At 64.0% G+C, this 22,735-nt stretch carries 17 protein-coding genes and 2 tRNA genes; 11 read left to right on the forward strand and 8 right to left on the reverse strand.

The window, feature by feature from the left end; genetic code table 11:
• Nucleotides 1–121: 121 nt before the first annotated feature.
• Complete coding sequence (locus AC04PT_RS00005) at nt 122–1,006, reverse strand: HAD-IIA family hydrolase (protein WP_482871417.1); 885 nt, start codon at nt 1,004–1,006, stop codon at nt 122–124.
• Between the two features lie 223 nt (nt 1,007–1,229).
• On the opposite strand from AC04PT_RS00005, the gene AC04PT_RS00010 reads away from it, so the two are divergent.
• From AC04PT_RS00010 to AC04PT_RS00040, 7 genes are all read left to right on the forward strand, one after another.
• Nucleotides 1,230–2,009: a DeoR/GlpR family DNA-binding transcription regulator gene (locus AC04PT_RS00010; RefSeq protein WP_482871419.1), complete on the forward strand. Its 780-nt coding sequence runs from the start codon at nt 1,230–1,232 to the stop codon at nt 2,007–2,009.
• On the forward strand, nt 2,006–3,022 hold the full coding sequence (locus tag AC04PT_RS00015) for an ABC transporter ATP-binding protein (protein WP_482871420.1): 1,017 nt from the start codon (nt 2,006–2,008) through the stop codon (nt 3,020–3,022). Before AC04PT_RS00010 ends, AC04PT_RS00015 begins: the two co-directional genes overlap by 4 nt.
• A gap of 48 nt (nt 3,023–3,070) precedes the next feature.
• A complete protein-coding gene (locus AC04PT_RS00020) occupies nt 3,071–4,339 on the forward strand; it encodes an ABC transporter substrate-binding protein (RefSeq protein WP_482871421.1) in 1,269 nt (422 codons plus the stop codon).
• Between the two features lie 68 nt (nt 4,340–4,407).
• Nucleotides 4,408–5,301 carry a carbohydrate ABC transporter permease gene (locus AC04PT_RS00025; RefSeq protein WP_482871422.1) on the forward strand — a complete coding sequence of 298 codons (894 nt, stop codon included), beginning with the start codon at nt 4,408–4,410 and terminating at the stop codon, nt 5,299–5,301.
• Entirely contained in the window at nt 5,298–6,107 is an 810-nt protein-coding gene (locus AC04PT_RS00030; protein ID WP_482871423.1) for a carbohydrate ABC transporter permease, read from the forward strand. The genes AC04PT_RS00025 and AC04PT_RS00030 overlap by 4 nt, the downstream gene beginning before the upstream one ends.
• A complete protein-coding gene (locus tag AC04PT_RS00035; RefSeq protein ID WP_482871424.1) occupies nt 6,104–6,895 on the forward strand; it encodes a phosphodiesterase in 792 nt (263 codons plus the stop codon). The genes AC04PT_RS00030 and AC04PT_RS00035 overlap by 4 nt, the downstream gene beginning before the upstream one ends.
• 28 nt (nt 6,896–6,923) lie before the next feature.
• Nucleotides 6,924–8,579, forward strand: a complete 1,656-nt coding sequence (locus tag AC04PT_RS00040) for a Na/Pi cotransporter family protein (RefSeq protein ID WP_482871425.1) — start codon at nt 6,924–6,926, stop codon at nt 8,577–8,579.
• Nucleotides 8,580–8,951: 372 nt separating this feature from the next.
• Here the strand turns inward: AC04PT_RS00040 and AC04PT_RS00045 are convergent.
• Nucleotides 8,952–9,026 (reverse strand) — tRNA-Gln (locus tag AC04PT_RS00045).
• 184 nt (nt 9,027–9,210) lie between these two features.
• Between AC04PT_RS00045 and AC04PT_RS00050 the strand changes: the two genes are divergently transcribed.
• A tRNA-Met gene (locus tag AC04PT_RS00050) sits at nt 9,211–9,287 on the forward strand.
• A 138-nt stretch (nt 9,288–9,425) separates the two neighbouring features.
• On the opposite strand, the gene AC04PT_RS00055 is transcribed toward AC04PT_RS00050, so the two are convergent.
• The 5 genes from AC04PT_RS00055 to AC04PT_RS00075 all read right to left on the reverse strand — a co-directional run bounded on the left by AC04PT_RS00055 (nt 9,426) and on the right by AC04PT_RS00075 (nt 16,313).
• A complete protein-coding gene (locus tag AC04PT_RS00055; RefSeq protein ID WP_482871426.1) occupies nt 9,426–10,547 on the reverse strand; it encodes a hypothetical protein in 1,122 nt (373 codons plus the stop codon).
• Between the two features lie 29 nt (nt 10,548–10,576).
• Nucleotides 10,577–11,680 (reverse strand): hypothetical protein, encoded by a 1,104-nt coding sequence (locus AC04PT_RS00060; RefSeq protein ID WP_482871427.1) that lies wholly within the window; start codon nt 11,678–11,680, stop codon nt 10,577–10,579.
• 8 nt (nt 11,681–11,688) lie between these two features.
• Complete coding sequence (locus AC04PT_RS00065; RefSeq protein ID WP_482871428.1) at nt 11,689–14,025, reverse strand: hypothetical protein; 2,337 nt, start codon at nt 14,023–14,025, stop codon at nt 11,689–11,691.
• 111 nt (nt 14,026–14,136) lie between these two features.
• Nucleotides 14,137–15,339 (reverse strand): HBL/NHE enterotoxin family protein, encoded by a 1,203-nt coding sequence (locus AC04PT_RS00070; protein WP_482871429.1) that lies wholly within the window; start codon nt 15,337–15,339, stop codon nt 14,137–14,139.
• 26 nt (nt 15,340–15,365) lie between these two features.
• On the reverse strand, nt 15,366–16,313 hold the full coding sequence (locus AC04PT_RS00075) for an HBL/NHE enterotoxin family protein (RefSeq protein ID WP_482871430.1): 948 nt from the start codon (nt 16,311–16,313) through the stop codon (nt 15,366–15,368).
• Between the two features lie 406 nt (nt 16,314–16,719).
• On the opposite strand from AC04PT_RS00075, the gene AC04PT_RS00080 reads away from it, so the two are divergent.
• Genes AC04PT_RS00080 through AC04PT_RS00090 form a run of 3 tightly spaced genes read left to right on the forward strand, consistent with a single transcriptional unit; the run spans nt 16,720 to nt 21,925 of the window.
• On the forward strand, nt 16,720–18,681 hold the full coding sequence (locus tag AC04PT_RS00080) for a winged helix-turn-helix domain-containing tetratricopeptide repeat protein (RefSeq protein WP_482871431.1): 1,962 nt from the start codon (nt 16,720–16,722) through the stop codon (nt 18,679–18,681).
• 30 nt (nt 18,682–18,711) lie between these two features.
• Entirely contained in the window at nt 18,712–19,887 is a 1,176-nt protein-coding gene (locus AC04PT_RS00085; protein WP_482871432.1) for a phosphatase PAP2 family protein, read from the forward strand.
• Nucleotide 19,888: 1 nt separating this feature from the next.
• A complete protein-coding gene (locus AC04PT_RS00090; RefSeq protein ID WP_482871433.1) occupies nt 19,889–21,925 on the forward strand; it encodes a S8 family serine peptidase in 2,037 nt (678 codons plus the stop codon).
• On the opposite strand, the gene AC04PT_RS00095 is transcribed toward AC04PT_RS00090, so the two are convergent.
• Nucleotides 21,919–22,722: a hypothetical protein gene (locus AC04PT_RS00095; RefSeq protein ID WP_482871434.1), complete on the reverse strand. Its 804-nt coding sequence runs from the start codon at nt 22,720–22,722 to the stop codon at nt 21,919–21,921. The genes AC04PT_RS00090 and AC04PT_RS00095 overlap by 7 nt on opposite strands.
• Nucleotides 22,723–22,735 lie beyond the last annotated feature (13 nt).

The following is a 22,735-nucleotide window of genomic DNA, read 5'->3' on the forward strand; positions in this document are numbered from 1 at the left end:
GGCGCACGGTTTATTCAACGAGCAGAGACGATCTCCGGCTCGGGGTAAGTCCGCAAACGCGATACTCTCGGACGTCACATGGCGGGTCACGCACTGTCAGCAACAGCACGTCCAGAGACAGTCAGATACGATCAAGCCGCCAATCGGCAAACAGGCGCGATTGTAGGGAGAATGGTTGGGTGTCGTAACCCGCGAAAAGGCCATCGCGGGTGACGAGAACCGTGCGCCAGCCCTGGGCGGCGGCGCCCAGGATGTCCGTATGCAGCGTGTCACCGCACATCGCGATACGGTTTGACGTGAGGGTTGGCAGCGATGCCTCGACCAAACCATAGACCTCGGGAAACGGCTTTCCGAAGAACTGTACATGGGCGGGATGGAGGTCGGCGATCTGATGACCGAAATGCCCGGGCTCGACAGAGAAACCGTCGTCGCGCGGCGCGGCAAGATCGGCGTTCGCGATCAGCAGGCGTCGCGGTCGGCGCCCCATGGCAGCCACCAGCAGGCCCTGCCGCGCAACAGTCCAGTCCGCAGTGGACAGGAACAGGAACTGGTCGACCTTGTCGTAATCCTCAGGGTCGTCGGCCAATCGTGTCACAGGCGCGGGGAGGTCGCTCAACCCATCGCTTTCGGCGGCAATCACACCGCAGTGTCCCTCACCAAGGTGCAATAACGCCGCCTCGCGGCTGGTGATGATCTCGTCATCCTCAAGCTGCAGCCCGAGGCGCTTGAACTTCGCAATGGCGCCGCCGTGGTCGTAGCTGGCGGCATTGGTGAGGATGCGGATTGCGCAGCCACGCGCGCGCAATTGGTCAAGCCGGGTATCCGCGCCGGGGATCATCGTCTCGCCGACGTTCAGCACCCCGAAGGCATCGAAAACGAAGGCATCGACCTGGTCTGCGATGTCCAGAAGTGATCCGATTTCCAGCGTCTCGGTGCAGGCATCGGCCCGGGGAAGCCTCGGGCGCACCTCTTGGTAGCGCGCGAAGATCGAATGTGTCGTCAGCATGCTTCCTCGCCAAGATTGCGGGTCGGTTAATGCCGCACCCTAGAGAAAATTGTGACAATGTGAAAGCTAAAACTCCAAAACAACATTTTTTGGAGCGTAGGTAGCGAGATCGCGACGCTATAATAGCAGAGTAGGGGGGTGAGCCAAACGAAAGCTCCAATTTTTATGTTGCTTTGTTGTTTTTCGCGCGGTAGCGTGCGCTGAGTTGAACTCCGGGGCCGCGATGTCATCGAAAAAGCGCAAACGACGGGAAGCCATCTCGGCCCTTGTGCTTGAACAGGGTTCGGTGACGATCGGCTCGCTGGCCGAGCGGTTTGATGTTTCGATGCAGACCATCCGTCGCGACGTGGACGCCCTTTGCGAAGGCGACATGCTGCTCCGTATGCATGGCCGGATCGAGTTGAGCGAAGAGTTCCTGAACACCCCGTTCGATCAGCGGGCGGGCACCAACCTCATGGGCAAGCGCGCCATTGGCGAGGCCGCCGCAGAGATGATTTCCGACGGTGCGACGTTGTTCGTCTCGATTGGGTCCACTGCGCTGAGCGTGGCGCAGGCATTGCGTCGCCGCAAGGGATTGACCGTCATCACCAACAACCTGAGCGCCGCGATGGCGCTGAGCGAGGAGGTCTCGAACCGCATCATCCTGCCGGGTGGCGAGGTGCGCTTGCCGGACCGTGACATCCTCGGCAACGAGGTGTTGGATTTCTTCGGGCGCTTCCGGGCGGATTTCGCGATCTTCGGGGCCGCAGGTATCGCGGAGGACGGCGGGTTGCTGGAGTTTCACACCTCCGAGGTTCGCGCGACCCAGATGATCCGCAAGAACGCTGGCACATCACTGTTCGTGGCAGATGGGTCGAAGTTCGGACGACAGGCCCCGGCGCTGGGCGACAATATCGCCGATATCGACCGGATCATCATCGACCGGCGGCCGGATGAGCGTTTCGCGGCCCTGCTGGACAAGATCAACGACAGGCTCCTCGTGGCTGAAGGACAGGCAACATGACGTCTCCATTCGTTAAACTCGATGGCGTGGCCAAGCGCTGGAAAGGCCAGCTTGGGGTCGAAGGCATCACGCTCGACATTCCCGAGGGCAGCTTCACCGCCCTGCTGGGTCCGTCCGGGTGCGGCAAGTCCACGACCCTGCGTCTCTTGGCCGGGCTGGAACTGCCTGATGAGGGCAGGATCTGGATCGGCGGAAAGGACGTCACGACAAGCGCTGCTTCTGACCGCAACCTGTCGATGGTGTTCCAGTCCTATGCGCTGTTTCCGCATCTGTCCGTCGCCGAAAACGTCATGTTCGGGCTGAAGGTGCGGCGCGTTCCCAAGAAGGAGCGGCTGGAGAAGCTGCACCGCGCGCTCGAGATCACAGGGCTGCTCGGGCTCGAGGATCGCAAGCCGGGCGAACTGTCCGGCGGTCAGCGGCAGCGGGTGGCGCTTGCAAGGGCCATTGTCGCCGGCCAGCGGCTCTGCCTGATGGATGAACCCCTGTCGAACCTCGACGCCAAGCTGCGCCATGCCGTGCGCAAGGATATCAAGAAGCTGCAACGTGATCTGGGCATCACGGTGGTCTACGTCACCCATGACCAGACCGAAGCCATGAGCATGGCCGACACCGTGGTCCTGATGAAGGACGGTCACATCCAGCAGGTCGGCACGCCGGAGGACCTGTACAGCCGGCCGACCAACACCTTCGTGGCAGAGTTTGTCGGCGCGCCGCCGATGTCGCTGATCGCCTCGGAGGCGCTGCCGGGATACGGCGAGGACAAGACCATCGGAATACGGGCCGAGAATGTCGAGATCGCCCCGGAGGGGGCGGGTCGGCTGAGCTGTACCGTGATCGAGAGCGAGTTTCTGGGCGCGGAAACCCTGATTGGGCTCGACCATGCCAAGGCCACCGGACTTTGCGTGCTGAAGCCCGGTCTGTCGATGATGCCCGAAGGCAACCGCATCGACATCACGTTTGCCGACGAGAACCTGCACGTCTTCGACAAAGCGGGTCAGCGGCTGGCGGGGTGACACCGCCGCAAACGATTTAAGAACGACCACAAAACCAGGGAGAGAGAAATGAAACTGTTTTCGACCACAGGATTGGGGCTGGCCACGGCCGCCCTTGCCGGGCTGGCCCTTCCGGCCACGGCTGAAACCGAACTGACGATGTACTACCCGATCGCGGTCGGCGGTGCACTGACCGAGGTGGTGGACGGCATCGTCGCCGACTTCGAAGCCGAAAACCCCGACATCAGTGTCAACGCGATCTACTCGGGCAACTATGACGACACCCGCGTGCGCGCGCTGTCCGCCCTAGCCTCGGGCGAGCCTGCGCAACTTGCGGTGATGTTCTCCATCGACGCTTATGACCTGATCGAACAGGATCTGATCATTCCGTTCGAAGAGGTCGCGACCTCCGACGACGGCAAGGCCTGGCTCGACAGCTTCTATCCGGCGCTGATGGCCAACAGCAAGATCGAGGGCCAGACCTGGGGTATCCCGTTCCAGCGCTCGACCATCGTCGCCTATTACAACAAGGATATGTTCCGCGAGGCCGGGCTCGATCCGGAATCGCCGCCCCAGACTTGGGACGAGATGATCGAAATGGGTAAGGCGCTCACCAAGGGTGACACCTATGGCCTGATGATCCCGTCGACCGGCTATCCTTACTGGATGTTCCAGGCGCTCGCGATCCAGAACGGCAAGGAAGTCATGTCCGACGATGGCATGACCACCTATTTCGACGATCCCGCCGTCGTGGAAACCCTCGAGTTCTGGAAATCGCTGTCCACCGAGCACGGCATCATGCCCACCGGCACCGTCGAATGGGGCACGCTGCGGCAGGCCTTCCTCGAAGGTCAGACGGCGATGATGTGGCATTCGACCGGCAACCTGACCGCGGTCAAGAACGCCGCGAGCTTCGATTTCGGCGTCGCGGAGCTGCCTGCCAACAAGCGCAAGGGGTCGCCCACCGGCGGTGGCAACTTCTACATCTTCAAGGACACCACCGAAGAGGAACGCAGCGCCGCGCTCAAGCTGATCAAGTTCATGACGGCACCGGATCAGGCTGCGGAATGGTCCATCGGCACCGGCTACATGGGCGTATCGCCCGCCGCCTATGAGACCGAGGCACTGCAGTCCTATACACAGGAATTCCCGCCGGCGCTGGTGGCGCGCAACCAGTTGGAAAACGCCGTGGCCGAATTCTCGACATTCGAAACCGCGCGCGTGCGCGACGGTCTGAACAACGCCATCCAGGCCGCTCTTACCGGCGCCAAGGAACCGGCAGAGGCCCTGTCGGAAGCCCAGTCCTCGGCCGAGCGCCTGCTCAAGGACTATCAGTAAGTCCGCAGACGGGCCGGTGCCCTGCGCATCGGCCCGATCTCATTCACAGGCGCCTCCCGGAGACACCCATGTCAGCACATGCCAACCTCGAACGACGCAGGCAGGCCATCTATGGCTGGCTGTTGCTGTCGCCCGCAGCCGTCCTGCTCACGCTGTTTGCCTTCTACCCGTCGATCGCGACCCTGTGGACCAGCATGTTTTCCCGCGGCACGCGCCGCAAGCCGGTCGAATTCGTCGGCACCGAGAACTACGCCGACCTCTTTGCCGATCCCACCTTCTGGATCGTGGTCAAGAACAACCTGCTCTATGCCGGCGTCACGATTCCGGTGTCGATCTTCATCGCTCTGTCGATGGCGCTTTGGGCCAATGGCAAGATCCGCGCGCGCGGCTTTGTCCGCACTGCGTACTTCACACCGACCGTCCTGCCGATGATCGCGGCGGCGAACCTGTGGCTGTTCTTCTACACGCCGGGCCTGGGCGTGCTGGACCAAATCGGCAGCCTGTTCGGCCTGCCGTCGGTCAACTGGCTGGGCCAGCCCGAAACGGCGCTCTGGGCGATCATCATCGTGACGATCTGGAAAGAGGCGGGGTTCTTCATGATCTTCTACCTCGCGGCATTGCAGACGATACCCGAGGATCTGAGGGAGGCCGCCGATATCGAAGGCACCAGCCGCTGGACCTATACCCGCCGCGTTGTCCTGCCTCTCTTGATGCCCACCACGCTGTTCATCGCGGTCAATGCCATGATCAACTCGGTCAAGCTGATCGACCACCTGTTCATCCTGACCAAGGGCGGGCCGTCGGATGCCTCGAAGCTAATCCTCTATTACATCTGGGAAATGGCCTTTGCCTTCTTCGATGCGCCCAGTGCTGCCGCCTTGACGATCATGGTGATCCTGGTTCTCGGCATCGTCGCCGCGATCCAGTTCCTCTACCTCGATAAACGGACGCATTACCAATGAAGAGCCTCACCAATTTCATGGACAGCTTTGGTGCGATCCTGCTGGCCATCATCTGGATTGCGCCGCTGCTCTTCGCCTTCTGGGCCGCGACCCATGCGACATCCGATGCGGTGAACCTGAACCTCTTCTCGCCATGGACGCTCGACAACTTTCGTGTCGCCTGGGCCGGGGCCCCGTGGCTGAAGTATTTCATGAACACCTTCATGCTGGTGACGATCATCCTGATCGGACAGTTCATCCTGACAACGCTGGCCGGGTTTGCCTTTGCCCAGTTGCAGTTTCCCGGCAAGGACTTCGTGTTCATCCTCGTGCTGATGCAGCTTTTCATCCTGCCCGAAGTGCTGATCGTGGAGAACTATGCCATGATCTCGCGGCTCGGGTTGTTCGACACCATTCTCGGCGTCGGCATGCCCTATATGGCCAGCGCGTTCGGCATCTTCCTGATGCGGCAGGCCTTCAAGGGCGTTCCGATCGAATTGCACGAGGCTGCGCGCATCGAGGGCTGCGGCTTGCTGGGTATCCTCTGGCGGGTCTACGTGCCCTTGGCGAAACCCACGTACCTTGCCTACGCGCTGGTTTCGGTCTCGACCCACTGGAACAACTTCCTCTGGCCACTCATCGTCACCAATTCGCCGGACACCCGACCGTTGACGGTGGGGCTGTCGATCTTCGGCGCGCCGGAGAACGGGGTCGACATCAGCGTGATCTCGGCCGCCACGATGATGTCGATCGCACCGTTGCTGATCGCCTTTCTGATCTTCCAGCGGCAGTTTGTGCAGGCCTTCCTGCGTGCCGGTATCAAATGACAGCGATCCTGCACCTGACCGACACCCATATCGTGCCCGAGGGGGTGCTGGTGTCCGGGCGGCTGGACACCGGCGACGCCCTGAGGCGTCTGGTGGCACGGCTTGTCGCCATCCGGGGTCAGATAGGGCCGGTGAATGCTGTTCTGGTCACCGGCGATCTCAGCGATGACGGCAGCGCGGAGGGCTATCAGCGGTTCAAGACCTTCCTGGCGCCGCTCGACTTGCCGCTGCATGTAATCCCCGGAAACCATGACGCGCGCGAGACGATGCGCGCCGCATTCGCGGATCAGTTTCCGGCAGGCGGACCTCTGAACTGGAGCCGCGACGTCGGCGACATACGGTTGATCGGGCTTGATACGCTGGTCGAAGGGCAGGGCGGGGGAGAGCTCACGCCCGACAGCCTGTCATTCCTGCGGAGCGTCCTGAGCGACGCTGGCAGCGCGCCGGTGCTGCTGGCCCTGCACCATCCGCCGTTTCCGTGCGGCATCGGGTTCATGGACGACATCGGATTAAAAAACGCGCAGGCGCTGCGCGACGTGGTGGCTGGCCACTCCGGCCCGTTGCGCGTGGTCTGCGGCCATATCCATAACCTGATGGTCACCGATCTGGCCGGACATATTGCCATCTCAGGGCCTGCGCCGTGCAGCACCCTTCCGTATGACCTGCGGCCTGACGCGCCGGTCGGGTACATGACGCAGGAAGACGGCTGCCTTCTGCACCGCTGGGACGGCGGGTTTCAGACGATCCGCATTGGTCCCACTGCAGGCTCCGGCCCTTTCCCCTTCTGATACCAGATACGTTGCACGAGGTGGCCGGTTGAACGATCCACACGCCCTTCAGACCCTGATCCACATTGCCGGGGCGGCCGCGCTCCTGATCTGGGCCGTGCGGCTGGTGCGCACCGGGGTCGAGCGCGGCTTTGCCGCGCCGCTGCGCACCTGGCTGCGGCATTCGGCACGGAACCGGATGCTGGCGGCGGGCACCGGGATGGGGGCTGCGGTGCTGTTGCAAAGCTCCACCGCGGTTGCGGTTCTGGTCTCCAACTTCGTGGCCAAGGGCGGGTTGGCGGCGGCAACCGGGCTGGCGATCCTGCTGGGGGCCGATGTCGGATCGGCCGTGGTGACCCAGCTTCTGATGGTGCGGCAACCCATCCTGATCCCCCTGTTGCTTCTTGTGGGGGTCGTGACTTTCCTGCGCGGCGAAGGCAGCAGCACCCGGCAGATCGGCCGGATCGTGATCGGGCTGGCGCTGATCTTCGTGTCGCTCGACATGATCCGCGCGGCGACCGAGCCGATGATCGACAGCACCGGCACGCAGGCCGTCATGGCCTATTTGGGCCGCGACCTGCTGACCGCCTTTGCGATCGGCGCGGTGTTTGCCTGGGGTGTCCATTCCAGTGTCGCGGCGGTCCTGCTCTTCGTCACACTGGCCGGGCAATCGATCCTGCCGGTTTCGGCCGCCGCGGCGATGATCCTTGGCGCCAATCTGGGCGGCGGCTTCATCGCCTATGTGCTGACCTATGCCGCCCCGCTTGCAGCCCGGCGCATGGTCGTGGCCAACCTTGCCCTGCGCGGCGGTGGCGCGGGATTGGCCGTCCTTCTGGTGGCTGCGATGCCCGACCTGTTGGCCTATCTGGGCACGACGCCGGCCCGGCAGGCGATCAACCTGCATCTTTTGTTCAACCTGACACTGGCTGTGCTTGGGCTGCCGTTTGTGCGCCCGGTCATCGCGGCGCTGATGCGCGTGATGCCGGATGGGCCGGGCGCCGCAGGCAATCTGGATGATATCAGCGCACTGGACCCGGCCTTGCTCGACCGGCCGCAAAGGGCGCTCGATTGCGTCGCGCGTGAACTGCTCGGCATGGGGCAGAAGGTCGAACGGATGCTGATCGCGGTAGAGCCGCTCTATGACCAGTGGCATGCCGAGATTGCCGCCAAGCTTGCCGATCAGGACCGCGCCATTAAGCGGATGCATCTCGATATCAAGCTCTATCTTGCGCGTCTGGGCAAAGAGGGCATGGACGAGGACCTGAGCCGCCGTGCCATGGAGCTTGCGTCGATATCGACCAATCTTGACACGGCCTCGGACGCGATCGTCCGGATCATGCTGGAACTGGCCAAACGGCTTGATACGCAGAAGCTGCAATTCTCGGCACAGGGCCGCGAAGAAATCCGCGACTTCACCGACAGAGTGCAAAGCAATGTGCAATTGGCGCTGAACGTCATGATGAACCAGAACCCGGCCGAGGCGCGCGAACTGGTGGCGGCCAAGGAAACGGTACGCAAGGTCGAGCAAAAGCTGCAACGCAATCACATCGGCCGCCTGCGCGAGGGGCTGACCGAGAGCATCGAGACCAGCAACATCCACCAGGAAACCCTGCGCGCGCTGAAACAGATCAACACCGCCTTCTCGATGGTCGGCCACCCGATCCTCCTGAAGTCAGGCGATCTGTTGACGAGCCGCCTTGCCTAGCGCCATCGTCCGCATCGGATGACCTCGGGGTCGTCTGTCAGATCAGCCGGCGCGGCCCTACCGTCATCGCAGATATGGTGCCCCCCGCTCCAGTCGATTCCTGTCTGCGTAATCCTTGCGCACGAAAGCCCCCTAATCCCCCCCCGATGGACCTTCATTCCATACCCGCGAATCCACCGTCTCAGACCTCGCAACGCCTCGAAAGACCAGTTCCCCGGGATCACAGGCTAAACCCATACACAGCAGCAGACTGCGGGACGCAGCACCACAACAGGATAGAAGGGAGGTCGGAGCGAGCGGCAGGGACATTGCAGCGGCAAATCCCAGCGGGGAGGATAAGAGCCCGCTATCACGCTAATCATGTGAAGAAAATGGCTGGGGTGGTAGGATTCGAACCTACGATACACGGTACCAAAAACCGTTGCCTTACCACTTGGCTACACCCCAACGGTGCGCGTTTCATTACTCAAGACGCTTTCGGGGTTCAAGCCCTTCGGCACACTTTTCGCCAGCTTTTTTACTTCTCCGCCCAGCCGCCCGGGGCTGGCGCATGGGCATTCGGAATTTCCCCGATCCGGCAAGATTTCCGCTTGACGCGCTGGAACACCTGTCTTACTTCCGCCGGGCCTGTGGCGGAGTAGCTCAGTTGGTTAGAGCAGCGGAATCATAATCCGCGTGTCGGGGGTTCAAGTCCCTCCTCCGCTACCACAATCCCTCATAAATCCCGGACTGACGCACAGTGCCGCGAACAGCGTCACATTGCGTCAGGCTCAGGCGCGACACTTCGGTCGCCGGCGGCACTGTTGGCGGCGGCCCGGGGCAGGGCGGGCCGCCGTCTTTGCAGGTTCAGCCCGGGGCGATGGCCGGATCGAACGGCGCCAGCGCGATCTTGAAGATGACGGGCGCGCTGATTTCCCGCTGCTGCCAGTTCAGGCCCGTCTCGCCCAGCGTCTGCCAGGATTTGGCATAGGCCATGAGCGATACCTCATCGATCTCGTTGCTGGGGGCGCCGGCATCCAGAATGTCCTGCACGTCCTGTGCGCGGGCCCGATACCATTGACTGGCGCGTGTGAACACCTGCTGCACATCCACCAGATCCGCCTGCAGGTTCTTCAGGACCGAATTCGCGGTCTGAAGCGCCAGCAGTTGCAACGTCAGAGCCGACAGGTTCATCTTATAAATGTTGTCCTGTTCGGCGTTTTTCAGACGCGTCTCGATGTTTCGAAGCGCCTCATCGATCTTGCCCTCGCCGACCCCGATCAGGATGACGCCAACGGTCACCGCCAGCATTTTGACGATCTCGTCGCCTTCGGTGCCGGTCTTCACCTTTTCGCCGGCTTCCATGATGCCCTTGGCGACCTCGATCAGCTTCTCGGCGTCGTTCAGATCGACCGTGATCGCCTTGCTTTCTTCCGCGATCAGGGCCTGCAACCTGGCGATTGCGGCTGCGGTTCGTTCCAGGTTTTCGAGGTCGAGTTTCTGAAGCTCGGCAAAGGCGGCATGCTTTGTCGAAAAGCTCTCGACGTCGGCGCTCACCTTCTTGTTCAGGCCGGCAAGGTGCTTGGCGAAGGCGTCCAGCCTGGCGGCCTCGGTTGTCAGCCGTGAGACCTGGCTTTCCAGAACCGTGACCTTGTCATCATGGCTAAGCGCGCTGATCCGCGGCCGCCAGCTTGAGACATAGGCCTGAATGTTCTGATAGGACTGCGGCAGGATGGTCACCTCCGGTTCGTAGTCGTTCGACCATGTCAGGCCATGGGCCACGGCGGCGTTGAGGTTGTTCTGAAGCTCCGCCATGTCCTTGTCGGGGTCGGGCACGGCCTGTTTCTGTTCGGGCGTTAACGCCGGGAAGCCTGTGCCCTGGATGATCACCTTGTCGAGACCGGATATCGCGGCGCGTGCCAGCATGATGTCCTTGAAGGCCGAATTCATCGCGGAGATCTCTTCCTTGTCGTCGAATCTGAGTCCCATGGATCTGTCCTTTCAAATAGCTCGGAATTCTAGGCTTGCGTCTCGATCGCGGCCGGCGCGGCGGCGCGGTCCGGGCGGACGTCAAACGGTGGTCTGGGCTGCCTGTCCGGTCGGAACGCGGGATGTTCGCCGGTCGGGGTCCGCTCCACCGTCTGCGGCGGCGTCGGGCTCAGCCCGATCCGCAGGTCGCAGCGTCCGGTTGCCAGCGGTGTGAAGGCCAGCATGCAGTGCCGGTTCTCGACCCGCTCGTCTTCGGCAGGGCGGCTGAACGCCTCGTAGGCGGACAGGTCGCAGCCCAGCAGTGGCGCGGCCTGCAGCACGGCCCGTCGGGTATGGGCTCCGCTGCCGAACAGGTCCGCCGCCTGCCAGAAGACCGACATGTGCCAGTGCCCGCGATTGGACTGCTTCAGGCTGATGCCGGTCTGGCGATTGCGGACGCTACGGCTCAGGAACCGTCCGCAGACGGTCTCCAGCGCGTCGATCACGACCTCGCCGGCCTCGCGCCGCCCCAGGCGCCGGTAGAGGTCCGGCAGTTCGTCAAGCCGCATCCCGTTGAGGCCGAAGTAGAATTCCGGCTCGCCGACGTCGCGCAGGCCCAGCATCGTCAGCCTTGCGCCACGGTCGTGCAGATGCCGGGCAAGATCGCCGGGGGCGTCCAGCATTGCCAGCGCACGGCCATGGGACGATGGCGGAACTTCTGCATAGATCTTGCAGGTCTGCTGCGTCGGACGCACCCGGATGCCAGCCCAGGCGCCATAGCGAAGCGGTTGGCCCTCCTGAAGCCATCGGCATTGTGCCAGGGTGACATCGTTCTGGATGTGGCCCAGCAGATGCAACCGCTCCGCCGCGAGGTCCAGCTTGCGTGCGACCGGGGCGTCGGGGCCGCCAACCTCGACCGCGAGGCGGATCTCGTCCGCCGGGTTGCCGAAGGCGACCTCGACCGGGAAACCGGTCGGGGTCAGAAGACTGTGCGGTGCATAGGGCATCCAGCCCGCCGCGGCGTCCAGTGGTTCCAGCAGAGTCCCCATTGCGTCAAGCGCCACCAGCTTGACGGTCTCGGGGATCGGCCCCCCCTGGAGGGAGGCCCTGACGCAGGCTTTCGTGACGCCGGTGAGGGGGAAGATGCCGCTCATTGCCGTACTCATTCCGCGGCCAGTCGCAGCGGTTGGCGCGGCGCCGGCACCAGGGCCGATTGGCCCTTCGGCGGCACCACGATGGTGGGTTTCTTCGACGTGCCCGTGCCGGTCGCGGTGGTCGTGCCGGAGTTGCTGACCACGTAAGTGACCGTCCAGGTGAAGTCGATGACCTTCACCTCGGGCGTGTGGGTATAGGTCACGTACCGTGGCGGGTTATGCCCGTTGGTTCCCGCCGGGGGTGCATAGGGGAACGTGGCCGTGGGACCGGCGGGTGTCGATTTGCCCTTTCCGTCGGGCACCGTCGCATTCACCGAAACGATGACCTTGTCGTATTTCCCTGCGTCCCAGTCGACGGCATCCATGTCCACCGTCAGGGTGGTGTAGCGGGTTCTCGGGTTGATCATGATGGCCGGTTGCTTGTTCTGGACCAGCGTCGGCGGGATGTTGACTTGCTCGCCCATCAGCGTCGAGATCGACGCCGAGTAGACCAGCGGCACATCCCCGTTCAGAAAGCCGAAGAAGGTATCGGCGGCGAAGGAAACGCTCTGGTCCGATTGCGGGGTCAGGCTGAAGGACGTCGGGTTGTTCTTGCCCGGCTGCGGGCCGGCCCCGGGTATGTCGGGCGCCTCGGCGAACCAGACATCGACATCCGCCTGGATCACTGTTGGTGCGCTGCCGCCGCCTTGGGTGGTGTCGGACACCAACGCCACGATAAGAACCTGCGTCGGATGCGGCGCCGGCGGGGTGGGCACGATCTCGGTATAGGACGTCGAAGAGGTTTCCGGTCCGACGAAGTCCGGCCCCTGCTCGAAGTGATAGGTGGCCACATAGACGTACTCGGTTCCGGCAACCATGTCGTGCGCCAGGTAGCTGGTGAAGGTGGCCGAGGTGTCCGCCGCCTTGCCTTTCCCTGTCGGGGCCTTGATCGTCTTCTTCTGGTGGATTGCGTCACCGCCGCCGTGGTCGTTGGCGAAGTGGAAGTCGATGTCGACCGATGTCACCTTGGGCGGCGTGGTCTGTCCTTTCCCGGCCTCGAGCGGGGCAAAGGCATTGTGCGCATCGAAGGTGATGTGTAGGATCCCCACCGACGGCAACTCGATCCCGAAATGCCCTTCCGAGACGTCGGTGCGCTGGCCGGTGATGGCCGGTTGCGCCGCGCTGTCGGCGTATTCCGCGGTCCACGTGATGTTGTAGAGATCGCCGCGCGTCGTGTCATAGGGCGCCTCGAACGTATGCGACCCGTTCGCGGTGAAGACATGGGTGCTCTTGGCCTGTGACAGCCCGGGATACTCGACCTGCACGGTGACCTGTTTCAGCAGAACCGGCTTGGCGTCGATCCTGGGCACGTTCGCGCCTTTGATCTTCGCGCCCTGGAACGGCAGGTTCACCGACACGGTGATCACCTGCGCCCGCGTGTCGACCGTGGCCGTGAAGTCCTCGATATTGTCGACCGTCGGCAGGCTGGCTTTCGGGTAGAGCTTCCAGTTGATGACCTGATCGGTGTCATAGACCGAGGTGAAGCTGCTGACCTCGTTGATGTTGAAGCTGTCGTAGGAGGATTCCTTCAGCAGACTCAGCGCAGTGTTCACCTCGGCCGAGACCTGTGCAGCGATCGTAGCATTGGCCCAGTCGGTGACCGATGTGACCAGCTCCTGCGACGGGTTCTGGATTCCCCACTTCAGATCGACATTCGACGAAGCGGATTCGTTGAGCAGCTTGGTCACGATCCGCGGCGTGTCCGAGGCATAGGCGTGATGCTGCGCGTGCTGCACCTGGTAGCGATAGGCGATCGAGGAATCGAAGCTCAGCGTCGCGTGGACCGCGTTCAGGCGCGCCGGGACGTTCAGGTCATAGACCACGTTCAGGCCGCCGCCGGCGGTCGACAGCATCTTGGCGATGGTGGACATGCCCGCGGCATCCAGATCGGCGCGGAAGGTGGCGACGTTCGATCCGAATTCGGACGCGGCGGCCACGTATTGCGTGGTGGTCCCCTCGACATCGAGATCGAAGGTCGCGATGCACCCCGAATTGAAGTCCAGCGGGTTCAGCTGATAGGGCTTGGGCGCGCTCGGGAACTGAACGCCGATGCGGGCCTCGACACCGGTTGTCACGTCGGACGGAACGCTCAGCTGCGTGTTGAAGATGACATAGCCCGACCCGTTCTTGGCCTTGTTGTCCGAGGTGTACTTTATCAGCTTGAGATCAGGATCGCCCTTGGCATCGCGCACCCAGTCGGGGCGGGGCACCACGTAGAAGATGCTCGGGTTGACGTCGTCCTGATAGTACACCCACAGGAAGCCGTCATTGTCGGTGTAGGCACCCTTCTTGTCATAATTCAGCATTTCGAACTCCTCGCTCGGCTGCGCATTGCGTCATCGGTGTCGACCCGACGGATTGAACTCTGGCGTCCGGCCGGGTGTGGAACCCGGCCGCGGTTTGCGGTGATATGGGGATCAGGCCGCCTGCGATTGCGACTTCTTGCCGACATGCAGCGGTTCGATCTTGCCGCCGCTTCCAAGGTCGTGGACCTTCTGGAAATTGCGCTGGACATAGGTCTGCATGTTGCCCGCGAACTTCTGCAGCTCGGCCCACTGGGTTTCGGCGGCATTGACGTCGAAGACGGCGGTGATCTTGCCCAAATCCTTGCCCTCGGCATTGGCAAGGTCCTCGTGAACGGCGCTGATCTTGGTCTTGAGCGTTCCCCAGGTATCCAGGATGACCTGCACCGCCGCCATCGCGTCCGACGACAGGTCCACCAGCTCCTTCAGGCCGGTCTCGACCTGCAGCAGAACCGCGGCCTGCGCGGCCAGAAGCGACACGGCGGTTTGATCCGCGTTCAGCTGGTTTTCGGTCGCGACCTTCTCGTTGATCGCCTTGACCAGCTCGACGATGCCGGTGATCGCCGCGGCCAGCCCGACGATGATCGCGACCCCGGCCACGACAAGGCCGACGCCGGTCTCAGCGGTGGCCAGTCCGATGCCGCCGGCAACCATCAGGCCGCCGCCCACGCCCGCCGCGACGGCCGAAGCGGTGATCGCCTTGTCCTCTGCCTTGATCGCGTCCTTGAGCCCCGCGATCGCGCTGTTCAGGGTCTTGATCGAGGCTTCCTCATAATTGTACAGCGCCGAGAAGCTGCTGTTCGACGTGCTGAAGTTCGCGTGATCCTTGGTCAATTGGGTGTTGAAGGACTTGAGCAACGCCATCTCGGTGTTGATCGACGCCGTCTGCGAATCGATCTGCGAAATCAGCCATTGCAGCGTCTGCAACAGCACGGCCTTGTTCTTGTCGTCGCCGTTGGCCAATTCGCCCAGCCAGGTCGAGATGCTGGATGACGCGCTCTGGAACTTGGCGTTGAAGTTGATGATCGTCTGCGGGATTTCCGTCAGGTTCGGTTCGATGTTGTTCGACCATGTCAGCGCGTTCTTCTTCGCCGTCGCCAGGTTGGCCTGAACGTCCTTGTAAAGCCCGTCGGGATCGGCAGGCAGGTTCTTTGCCACATCTGCCGGCAGCTTGCCGAAATCGATGTTCGGCATGGCGGCGCTCTGAACGCCCTGCACATAGGCGGAAACCTTCGCCCGCGCGGTCAGATAGCCCGCCAGCGCGTTTTTTTCCTTTTCGGTGTCGACCTGCAGCGGTCCTTGCTGTGTGGCAGCCATTTCAAATCTCCTAGGTTTGGGGGTGGTCATTGTGTTGCGGCGAGAACCGGCTCCGTGGTGTCGCCGGGGATGAACTGCGTGACGAAGGACGCCAGCTGCGCCCATTCGGTCCGCGCGGCGGCGATGTCGAATGCCTGCAGGAAGCTGGCGAAATCGGTGGCCCCGGACTCGAGGCCGCCGATTACCGCCGAAAGCTTGGTCTCCATCGTGCCCCAGCTGTCCATCAGCACCTCGACCGTCGGCATCGTCTGCCGGGCGTTGTTTTCGACCGCCGTGACAAGGGTCTGGGCCATGACGATCGCCAGCGCCTCTGCCGGGGCGCCCGTGCGGGTCACCTTCATGGTGATGTTGATGTCGAGCAGCACGATCACGTCGCAGGGCGACACGCGGTTCTCCACGTCGACGAATTTCTCGTCGAAGATGTTCTTCAGCGACTGAACGTATTGATTTCCATCGGTAAGATGCTGCTCCAGCGTACCGACGGCGGCACCGAGGTCGGTGATGTCCTGCCCAAGCTGGCTGTTGTAGGCCGCAAGCTGGGCCTGCTTGCCCTTGGCTTTCGCAGCGTAGCCCTGCACCTCGCTCAGCAGCGCGTTCAACGCCTTGGTGACCTCCGCCTTCTGCGCCGCGCTGGGGGTGCCGGTGCCCACATCCTTCAGAACTTCGAGGATGATGCCGGATTGCGTGTCGAAGGCGGCGCCGAAGGCCTTGATCTCGATCGGCAGACCGAATGAGATCGACGGGCACAGCGTATTCAGCCAGGTTTTCGATTGCGCCTGCGCCTTGCCGATCGCGGCCTGGACGGGGGCGTACCACCCCGGCATCCCGGTCACCTCGGGCACCAGCGACACGCTGGCCTGCGCATAGTCCGAAACGGTCTGTATCGCGGTAAGCGTGCCCGAGATGTTGCTCTGGGTCAGGCCCGCCGATTGCGGAGACAGGGAATTCTGGGCAGCCATCGGTTCGCCTTTCATGACCAGTTGGATTGCCCCGAGTTTCGGAATGTGGCGCGGAAAAAGCCCAAAGGTTCTCCGAAATTCCCCCGAAATGTCGTGCAGCAGGCTTTCGGAAAAATTTCAGAATGGGGGGAATGACCCACGGATTTGGCCGCTGTCGGGCGTCTTCGAGGGGACCCCGTCGGACGCCACGGGCCGGCCGCACCCAGCGGTCAGGGGCCGCGATCTGCCGGGGCGTGTATTGGCAGATGGGCGCGATCACGAAGGAAGTTTAATCCATCGGCAGATTTATGCGGTCGAGTATCAACCGGAAGGGCTTGCCGGATTAACCTATTGATCTTATTGTCGGTGTCGGGGATGCGTCAGGGGGATTTACTTGGAACACCGGTTCGTACGGCAGGATTCCATCCGCTTGGGGTCCGCGATGTTTCGGCCTGATGACAAGCAACTGACGGATTTGTCCGGCGGACAGATTGCCCTGCGTGCGAAATCTGTGCAGGTGCTGGCATACCTCATCTCCCGGCAGGGTCAGCTCACCTCGCGATCCGAGATCATCGACGCAATCTGGCGCGATATCGCGGTCACCGACGACAGCCTGACCCAGTGCATCTCGGAAATTCGCCGCGCCATCGGCGATGACGACCGCGCGATCCTGAAGACCGTGTCCAAACGCGGGTACATCCTGCACCTCGCGCCAGACGACATGCCGCGTGCAGGCGATACCACGGAATTGCCGGGCCGGTCGGTGATACCCGACGTCAGGTCTGTCTGGGTCGCCATCGACGCGCCCGCGGCCCGCATCAACGCCCTGCGGCACACGCTCATGCTGCGCGCTCCGGGCACCGGCCCGGTCGAGCAGCACGACACCCGGCTTCACCTGCGGTTCGACGCCATCGACGACGCCCTGAAAGCCGCCTTCGACATGATGGATCATGACCTGCGGATCGGCATCGCCGCCAACGGGGCAGGGGCCCGGACACAGGCACATGCCCTTTCGGCAACCTCGCCCGAAGGCGGCATCACCGTGTCGATGTCGGTGCGCGATGCGATGTCGTCGGACCCCTTGGTGCGGTTCGAGGATGTCAGCGACGATGTGCTGCGCCAGCTCGACACCCAGACCGTCGCGCCGATCCGCGCTTTCCGAGCAGTGATGAACGACGCCAGCGCAACCTTCGGCATCCGCACCAATTCGCGCATCCTGCCGACGCTGGCCATATTGCCCCTTCGTCTCGGCATCACCGGGACCACCAGCGGCACGCTGGGCGCGCTGTTCTCAAGCTCCATCACGCAGGAACTGTCGCGCTCGCAAGAGGCGCACGTGATCTCCAGCATGTCGACCGCCGCCTTCGCGCGCCCGGACATCAGCCTGACCGATGTGCAGCGCCTGCTGGACGCCGATTTCGCCATGTCGGGTTTCTGGGAAGAAGCCGGCGAGCAGGTCAGGTTCACCTTCGAATTTGCCGAGGTGAAGACCCAGCGCATCCTGTTGTCCGACACGCTGGTGACGCAGAAGGCCGACCCCCTGCACCTGTTCGATCAGGCGCATCTTGTGGCCGGCCAGATCCGCCGTGCGATCGTGATGAACGAGACGCTGAAGCTGCAGGCCCGCCGGTTCGAGACCTTCGATGCCTACACCATGCTCTACGGCGCGGTGGGGCTGATGCACCGGCTGTCGCCGGCGGATTTCGAACGCTCCCGCGGCCTTCTGGACGTGATCATCGGGCAATCCCCGGATCACCCGACGCCGCTGGCATGGAAGGCGCGATGGCATCTGCTTAGGGTGATCCAGGGCTGGTCAGACGATCCCGCCCGCGACGGCGAACAGGCGCATGCCTGTACCGCGCGGGCGCTGGACATCGACCCGACGCATACGCTCGCCCTCGTCAGCGAGGGACAGGTCCTGACCCACCTGATGAAGCGGCTCGACGATGCCGAACATCGCTACACCTCGGCGCTCGAGATCAATCCCAACGATGCCAACGGCCGCATGCTGCGGGCGATGCTGCTGGCCTTCATGGACCGGGCCGACGAGGGGCTGAGCGATGCCGACCTTGCCCTGAAACTGTCGCCCTACGATCCGCATATCTTCATGAACCTCGCGCTGGCCGCCGCCGTGAACCTCAGCGCCGGCAATACCGACAAGGCGGTCGATCTCGCGCGCCGCTCGTACCGGCTGAACCGCACCCATACCTCGACATTGCGCGTGCTGGCCGTGGCCGAGGCCCGCAGCGGCAACCGGGAGCGCGCCGAAAAGACGACCCACGAACTGCTTCAGCTGCAACCGGGCCTGCGTGTCGACACCTGGCTCAACAATTCTCCCAGTGCCGGGTTTCTGAACGGCCAGCAATTTGCCTCGGATCTGCGATCCCTCGGGATTCCGGGCTGACATTCCCACCCACTCAAGCAAGGACCAACGATGATTTTTCCCAATGAATTGCCGCAGAATGCCTACAACGCCTACAACGCATACAATGCCTACAACGCGTACAACGCCTACAACGCGTACAACGCCTATAACGCCTATGGCAGTGGCGGCGGGGTGCCGGCGGGGGCGATGCTGACCAACCGCGACGGCATCGTCGGGGTCCAGCAGGAGCTTCCCGAAAAGGTCGATCCCGGTGTGCCCAATGATCCGGCCAATCTGGCGCGGCTGTCGCCGGGGGTACGCGCGCAGGTCTTCGACTTCGCCCTCAAATCGCAGATCGAGATGACGTTTTCAGACAAGGACCGGACCGCGATCCTGTGGCGCCAGACCGCCAAGGCCGGGGACAGGCCGGGCGGCGACTATCAGGAACTGGTGTCCATGGCCGCGCCGGACATGCAGGACCTGATCGAGCAGCTGCGGCTGGTCTACGGCTATGCCGACATCCGACAGGACCGCGCCCAGGAAATCGTGTCCCAGTTGCAGGTGCCCACGCCGTTCTATGCCTCGATCACGTTTCTCGATCCGGCGCGGACGCCGCACACCATGGAACTGCTCGACACCGCGCTGCGCTTTGCCGTCTTCGCCGAGATGCAGTTGAAATACGCGCTGGCCGTCAAACGCCCGATCGAACTGTCGCCGCAGGTCCAGCCCCTGATCCAGACGCCGACCCACGGCTCGCTGCCCAGCGGCCATGCGACCGAAAGCTTCCTGATGGCGCGTATCCTCGCGGCGCTGCTTAGGGCCTCCGACGCGCCGCAGTACCGGGGTGGCAAGGACACGGGCGATCATTTCACCACCATGCTGATGCGGCAGGCCGCGCGGATCGCGATCAACCGGACCGTCGCCGGCGTGCACTACCCGGTCGACAGCGCGGCGGGCGCCGTGCTGGGCCTTACCCTTGCCGATTACGTGGTGTCGCGCAGCGCCTCCAAGACAGGCTGGCAGCAGGCGACGTTCGACGGCACGTCCTTCGGCAGCGGAAGCGATTTCGACTGGCACGCCGTGGCCAAGGTCTTCGACGGCCACAAGGGCGCCGCGACATGGGCGACCGCCGCGCCGCAGCCGGCCACCGGCGCACCCGATCCCGCGCTTGCCTGGCTCTGGGACAAGGCGGTCGCGGAATGGCAGGACCTGAAGCCCACGGCGTCGATGACGGCCGGAGAATGACATGTCAGTCTTCGACACCGATCTGCCGCTGGGCAAGGTGAAAAGCCACCTTGCCGATTTTCGCCTGTCGCTCGACCCGGACACCTCACGCTGGTGGTCGGCACTGCTGACGCTCGAGGCCCCGGACGGCGCCATCAGCATCGACGATTTCACCGCTCTGCTGCCGCCGCCCATCCGCGAGAGCCTTCTCATCCCGGCCGTCTACTCGCTGGAGGATCGCGCCACGCCGATGCGGCGCAATTTCGTGAGCGTCATCGCCCGCAAGGCGGCTCTGGACGCGCTGAACGAAGCCGGCGCCTTTCCCGAGGTGATCCACATCGACCTCGGCACCCACGTGCAGGACAGCCACCTTGATCCCGACGCCAGGCCCGCGGCGCCGCCGCGGCAAAGGACCGAACTGCCCGAAGGCGCGGTCCTCATGGCCGTCATCGACGACGCGATTGCCATCGGTCACGACCTGTTTCGCGATGCGGCGACGTCGTCGCGCATCCTGCACGCCGATATCATGGCAGTAGCGCCCGACCGCAAGGCGGCCAATGCGACCTACGGGCGGCGCTTCGAAAAGCGGGATATCGACGCGTTGCTGCGCGCCCATACGGCCGACGGCCTGCTGGACGAGGCCGCGTTCTACCGCGCGACCGGCCAGATCGACCACCTGTCGCCCGATTTCGAGCCGCTCACCCAGCGTGTGTCCCACGGCACCCACGTCACCGCGCTGGCGGCGGGCTACCCGATGGACCGGGCGGTCGCGGATCGACCGATCCTCTGCGCCGCGCTGCCGCCGGCCGTCACCGTCGACGTGACCGGGCAAAGCCTGCTGCCCGCCCTCGCGCTGGCCCTGCACGCGCTTCTCGGGGCGGCGCAGCACTTCCGGGCGCGGGGCTGTGACGATCCGGTGCCGGTGGTGCTGAATTTCTCCTACGGCAACACCTCCGGGCCGCATGACGGTACCGACGCCACCAGCGAGCTTCTCGAATGGTATGTCGCGCGTCACCGCCACCAAAAGATCTGGATCACCCTGCCGTCCGGCAACAGCAACCTCGCGCAGGGCCACGCCGTGCTGCCCCTCGACAGGGCTGCGGACTGCAGCGAACTGACGATGGTTGCCTTGCCCGACGATCGCACCGCGTCGCATGTCGAGCTGTGGCTGCCCTTCGGCCTGTCGCCCGCCGATTGCGGCGAGGTCGCAATCACGGTGACGCCGCCCGGCAGCCCCTCCGCCGCGCCGCTGCCGGCGATCCCCGGCGAACGACAGGCAATCCGCGACGCCGCCGGACAGGTGGTCGGCCATCTCGGCGTGACGCGCAAACCCTGGCCGACCGAGCGGGTCCATTTCACCCTGTCCATTCTGCCGACACATGCGCTGGGCTGCGACGACCGGACCGGCCCGGCCGGACGATGGAAGATCGCCGTGCAATCCGGGCTTGCGTCTGGGGAAGAAATTTCCGTCTGGATCCAAAGGGACCGCAGCCTGCCGGGCTTCAGGCCCAACGGCCGCCAGTGCTATTTCGTCGATCCTGCGTACCGGCGGTTCGGAAAGTTCGGCAAACCCGTCGTCAGGGATCCCGAACCCGATCCTTCGCTGATCCGGCGGGCGGGGACGATCTCGGGGTTCGCCTGCGGGCAGACGCCGATCGTCGTCGCGGGCATCGTCAGGCGCACCGGCGCGGCGTCCTATTTCACCTCGTCCGGGCCGATCACGCAGACGCCGAATTCGCCCAGCGATCCGGCCAGAACCAGCCCCGACGCCGCCAGCAAGGCCGACGACAGCCTGGTCCTGACCGGGGTGATCAGCGCGGGAACCCGCAGCGGATCCATGGCGCGGATGACCGGCACCAGTGTCGCCGCGCCCCGCGTCGCGCGGTTTGCGGCCGATCACATCCGCGCCACCAACCTGCCCGGTCGGGCCTTCGTCTACAGCTACCTGGGCCAGCCCCCCGGCGAAGACCCCAGAATCGGGGCAGGCTCCATCGACGTCGCCGTGCCATGGCGCGAGGATGCGGGACCGCCCGGCGACGGGCCGCTCCGCCATCAGTAGTTCTTGTAGACCACGCAGGAACAGCCCCGGTCACGGGCGGCGCGACAGATGTCCTCGGCGGCGTCGCGGTCCATCCGGCTGACCCGCGCCATCCAGTAACCGGGGCGGCCGCGCACCCGGTTCTCGACGAACAGCACGTCGGGGATCTGGCCGACCGCCGACTCGCATTTCCGGGTGACGCGCCGGAAATTCGCCCGCGCCTGCGCCGCGCTCTTGCCGAAGGCCAGTTGCGCCCCCCATTTCGCCACCTTCGGCCGGGGCCGCAGCTTCGGCCGCAGCGACCGTTCGGACGGATCCAGCCGCGCCGGCCTGACCAACACCGGTTCGATCCGCACCGGCGGCAGCGGCTGCGCGGTCAACTCGGGCATCGGGGTCTCCCAGCTGCCTTCGGCCAGCTCGATGCAGGCAAGCCGGAAGCTGCCACCGGCCGACAGCCGGAAATCGGGCGCCTCGGGCGGCGTGTCGCGCCACACTTCGGGCTCCACCCCGGTGGTCAGGATCACGAAATCCACGGTCGCCACCGGCACGCCTTCGCCCGCCATGAAGCGTTTGGCCTGCTCCGGCCCGCCCGCCAGCGCCAGCGCCGCCAGCCCGGGGTTGCCGTAAGTCTCCACGTGTTGCGCCAGCGCTGCCGCCGTCGGCAGCACCGCCTCCAGCGACCGCAACCCGGTGCGTTCCCACAACACCCGCGTCAGGAAGGCCGGCGCCAGCCCGGTCTCGCGCGCGGCATCGGGGATCGCGGAACAAACCTCGGCTGGCCCGGGTTCCGCCACTGCAGGCGGGCCGGCAAGCAACATTAACGCGATACAC

The sequence above is a fragment of the Litorisediminivivens sp. KMU-197 genome, assembly GCF_056858395.1.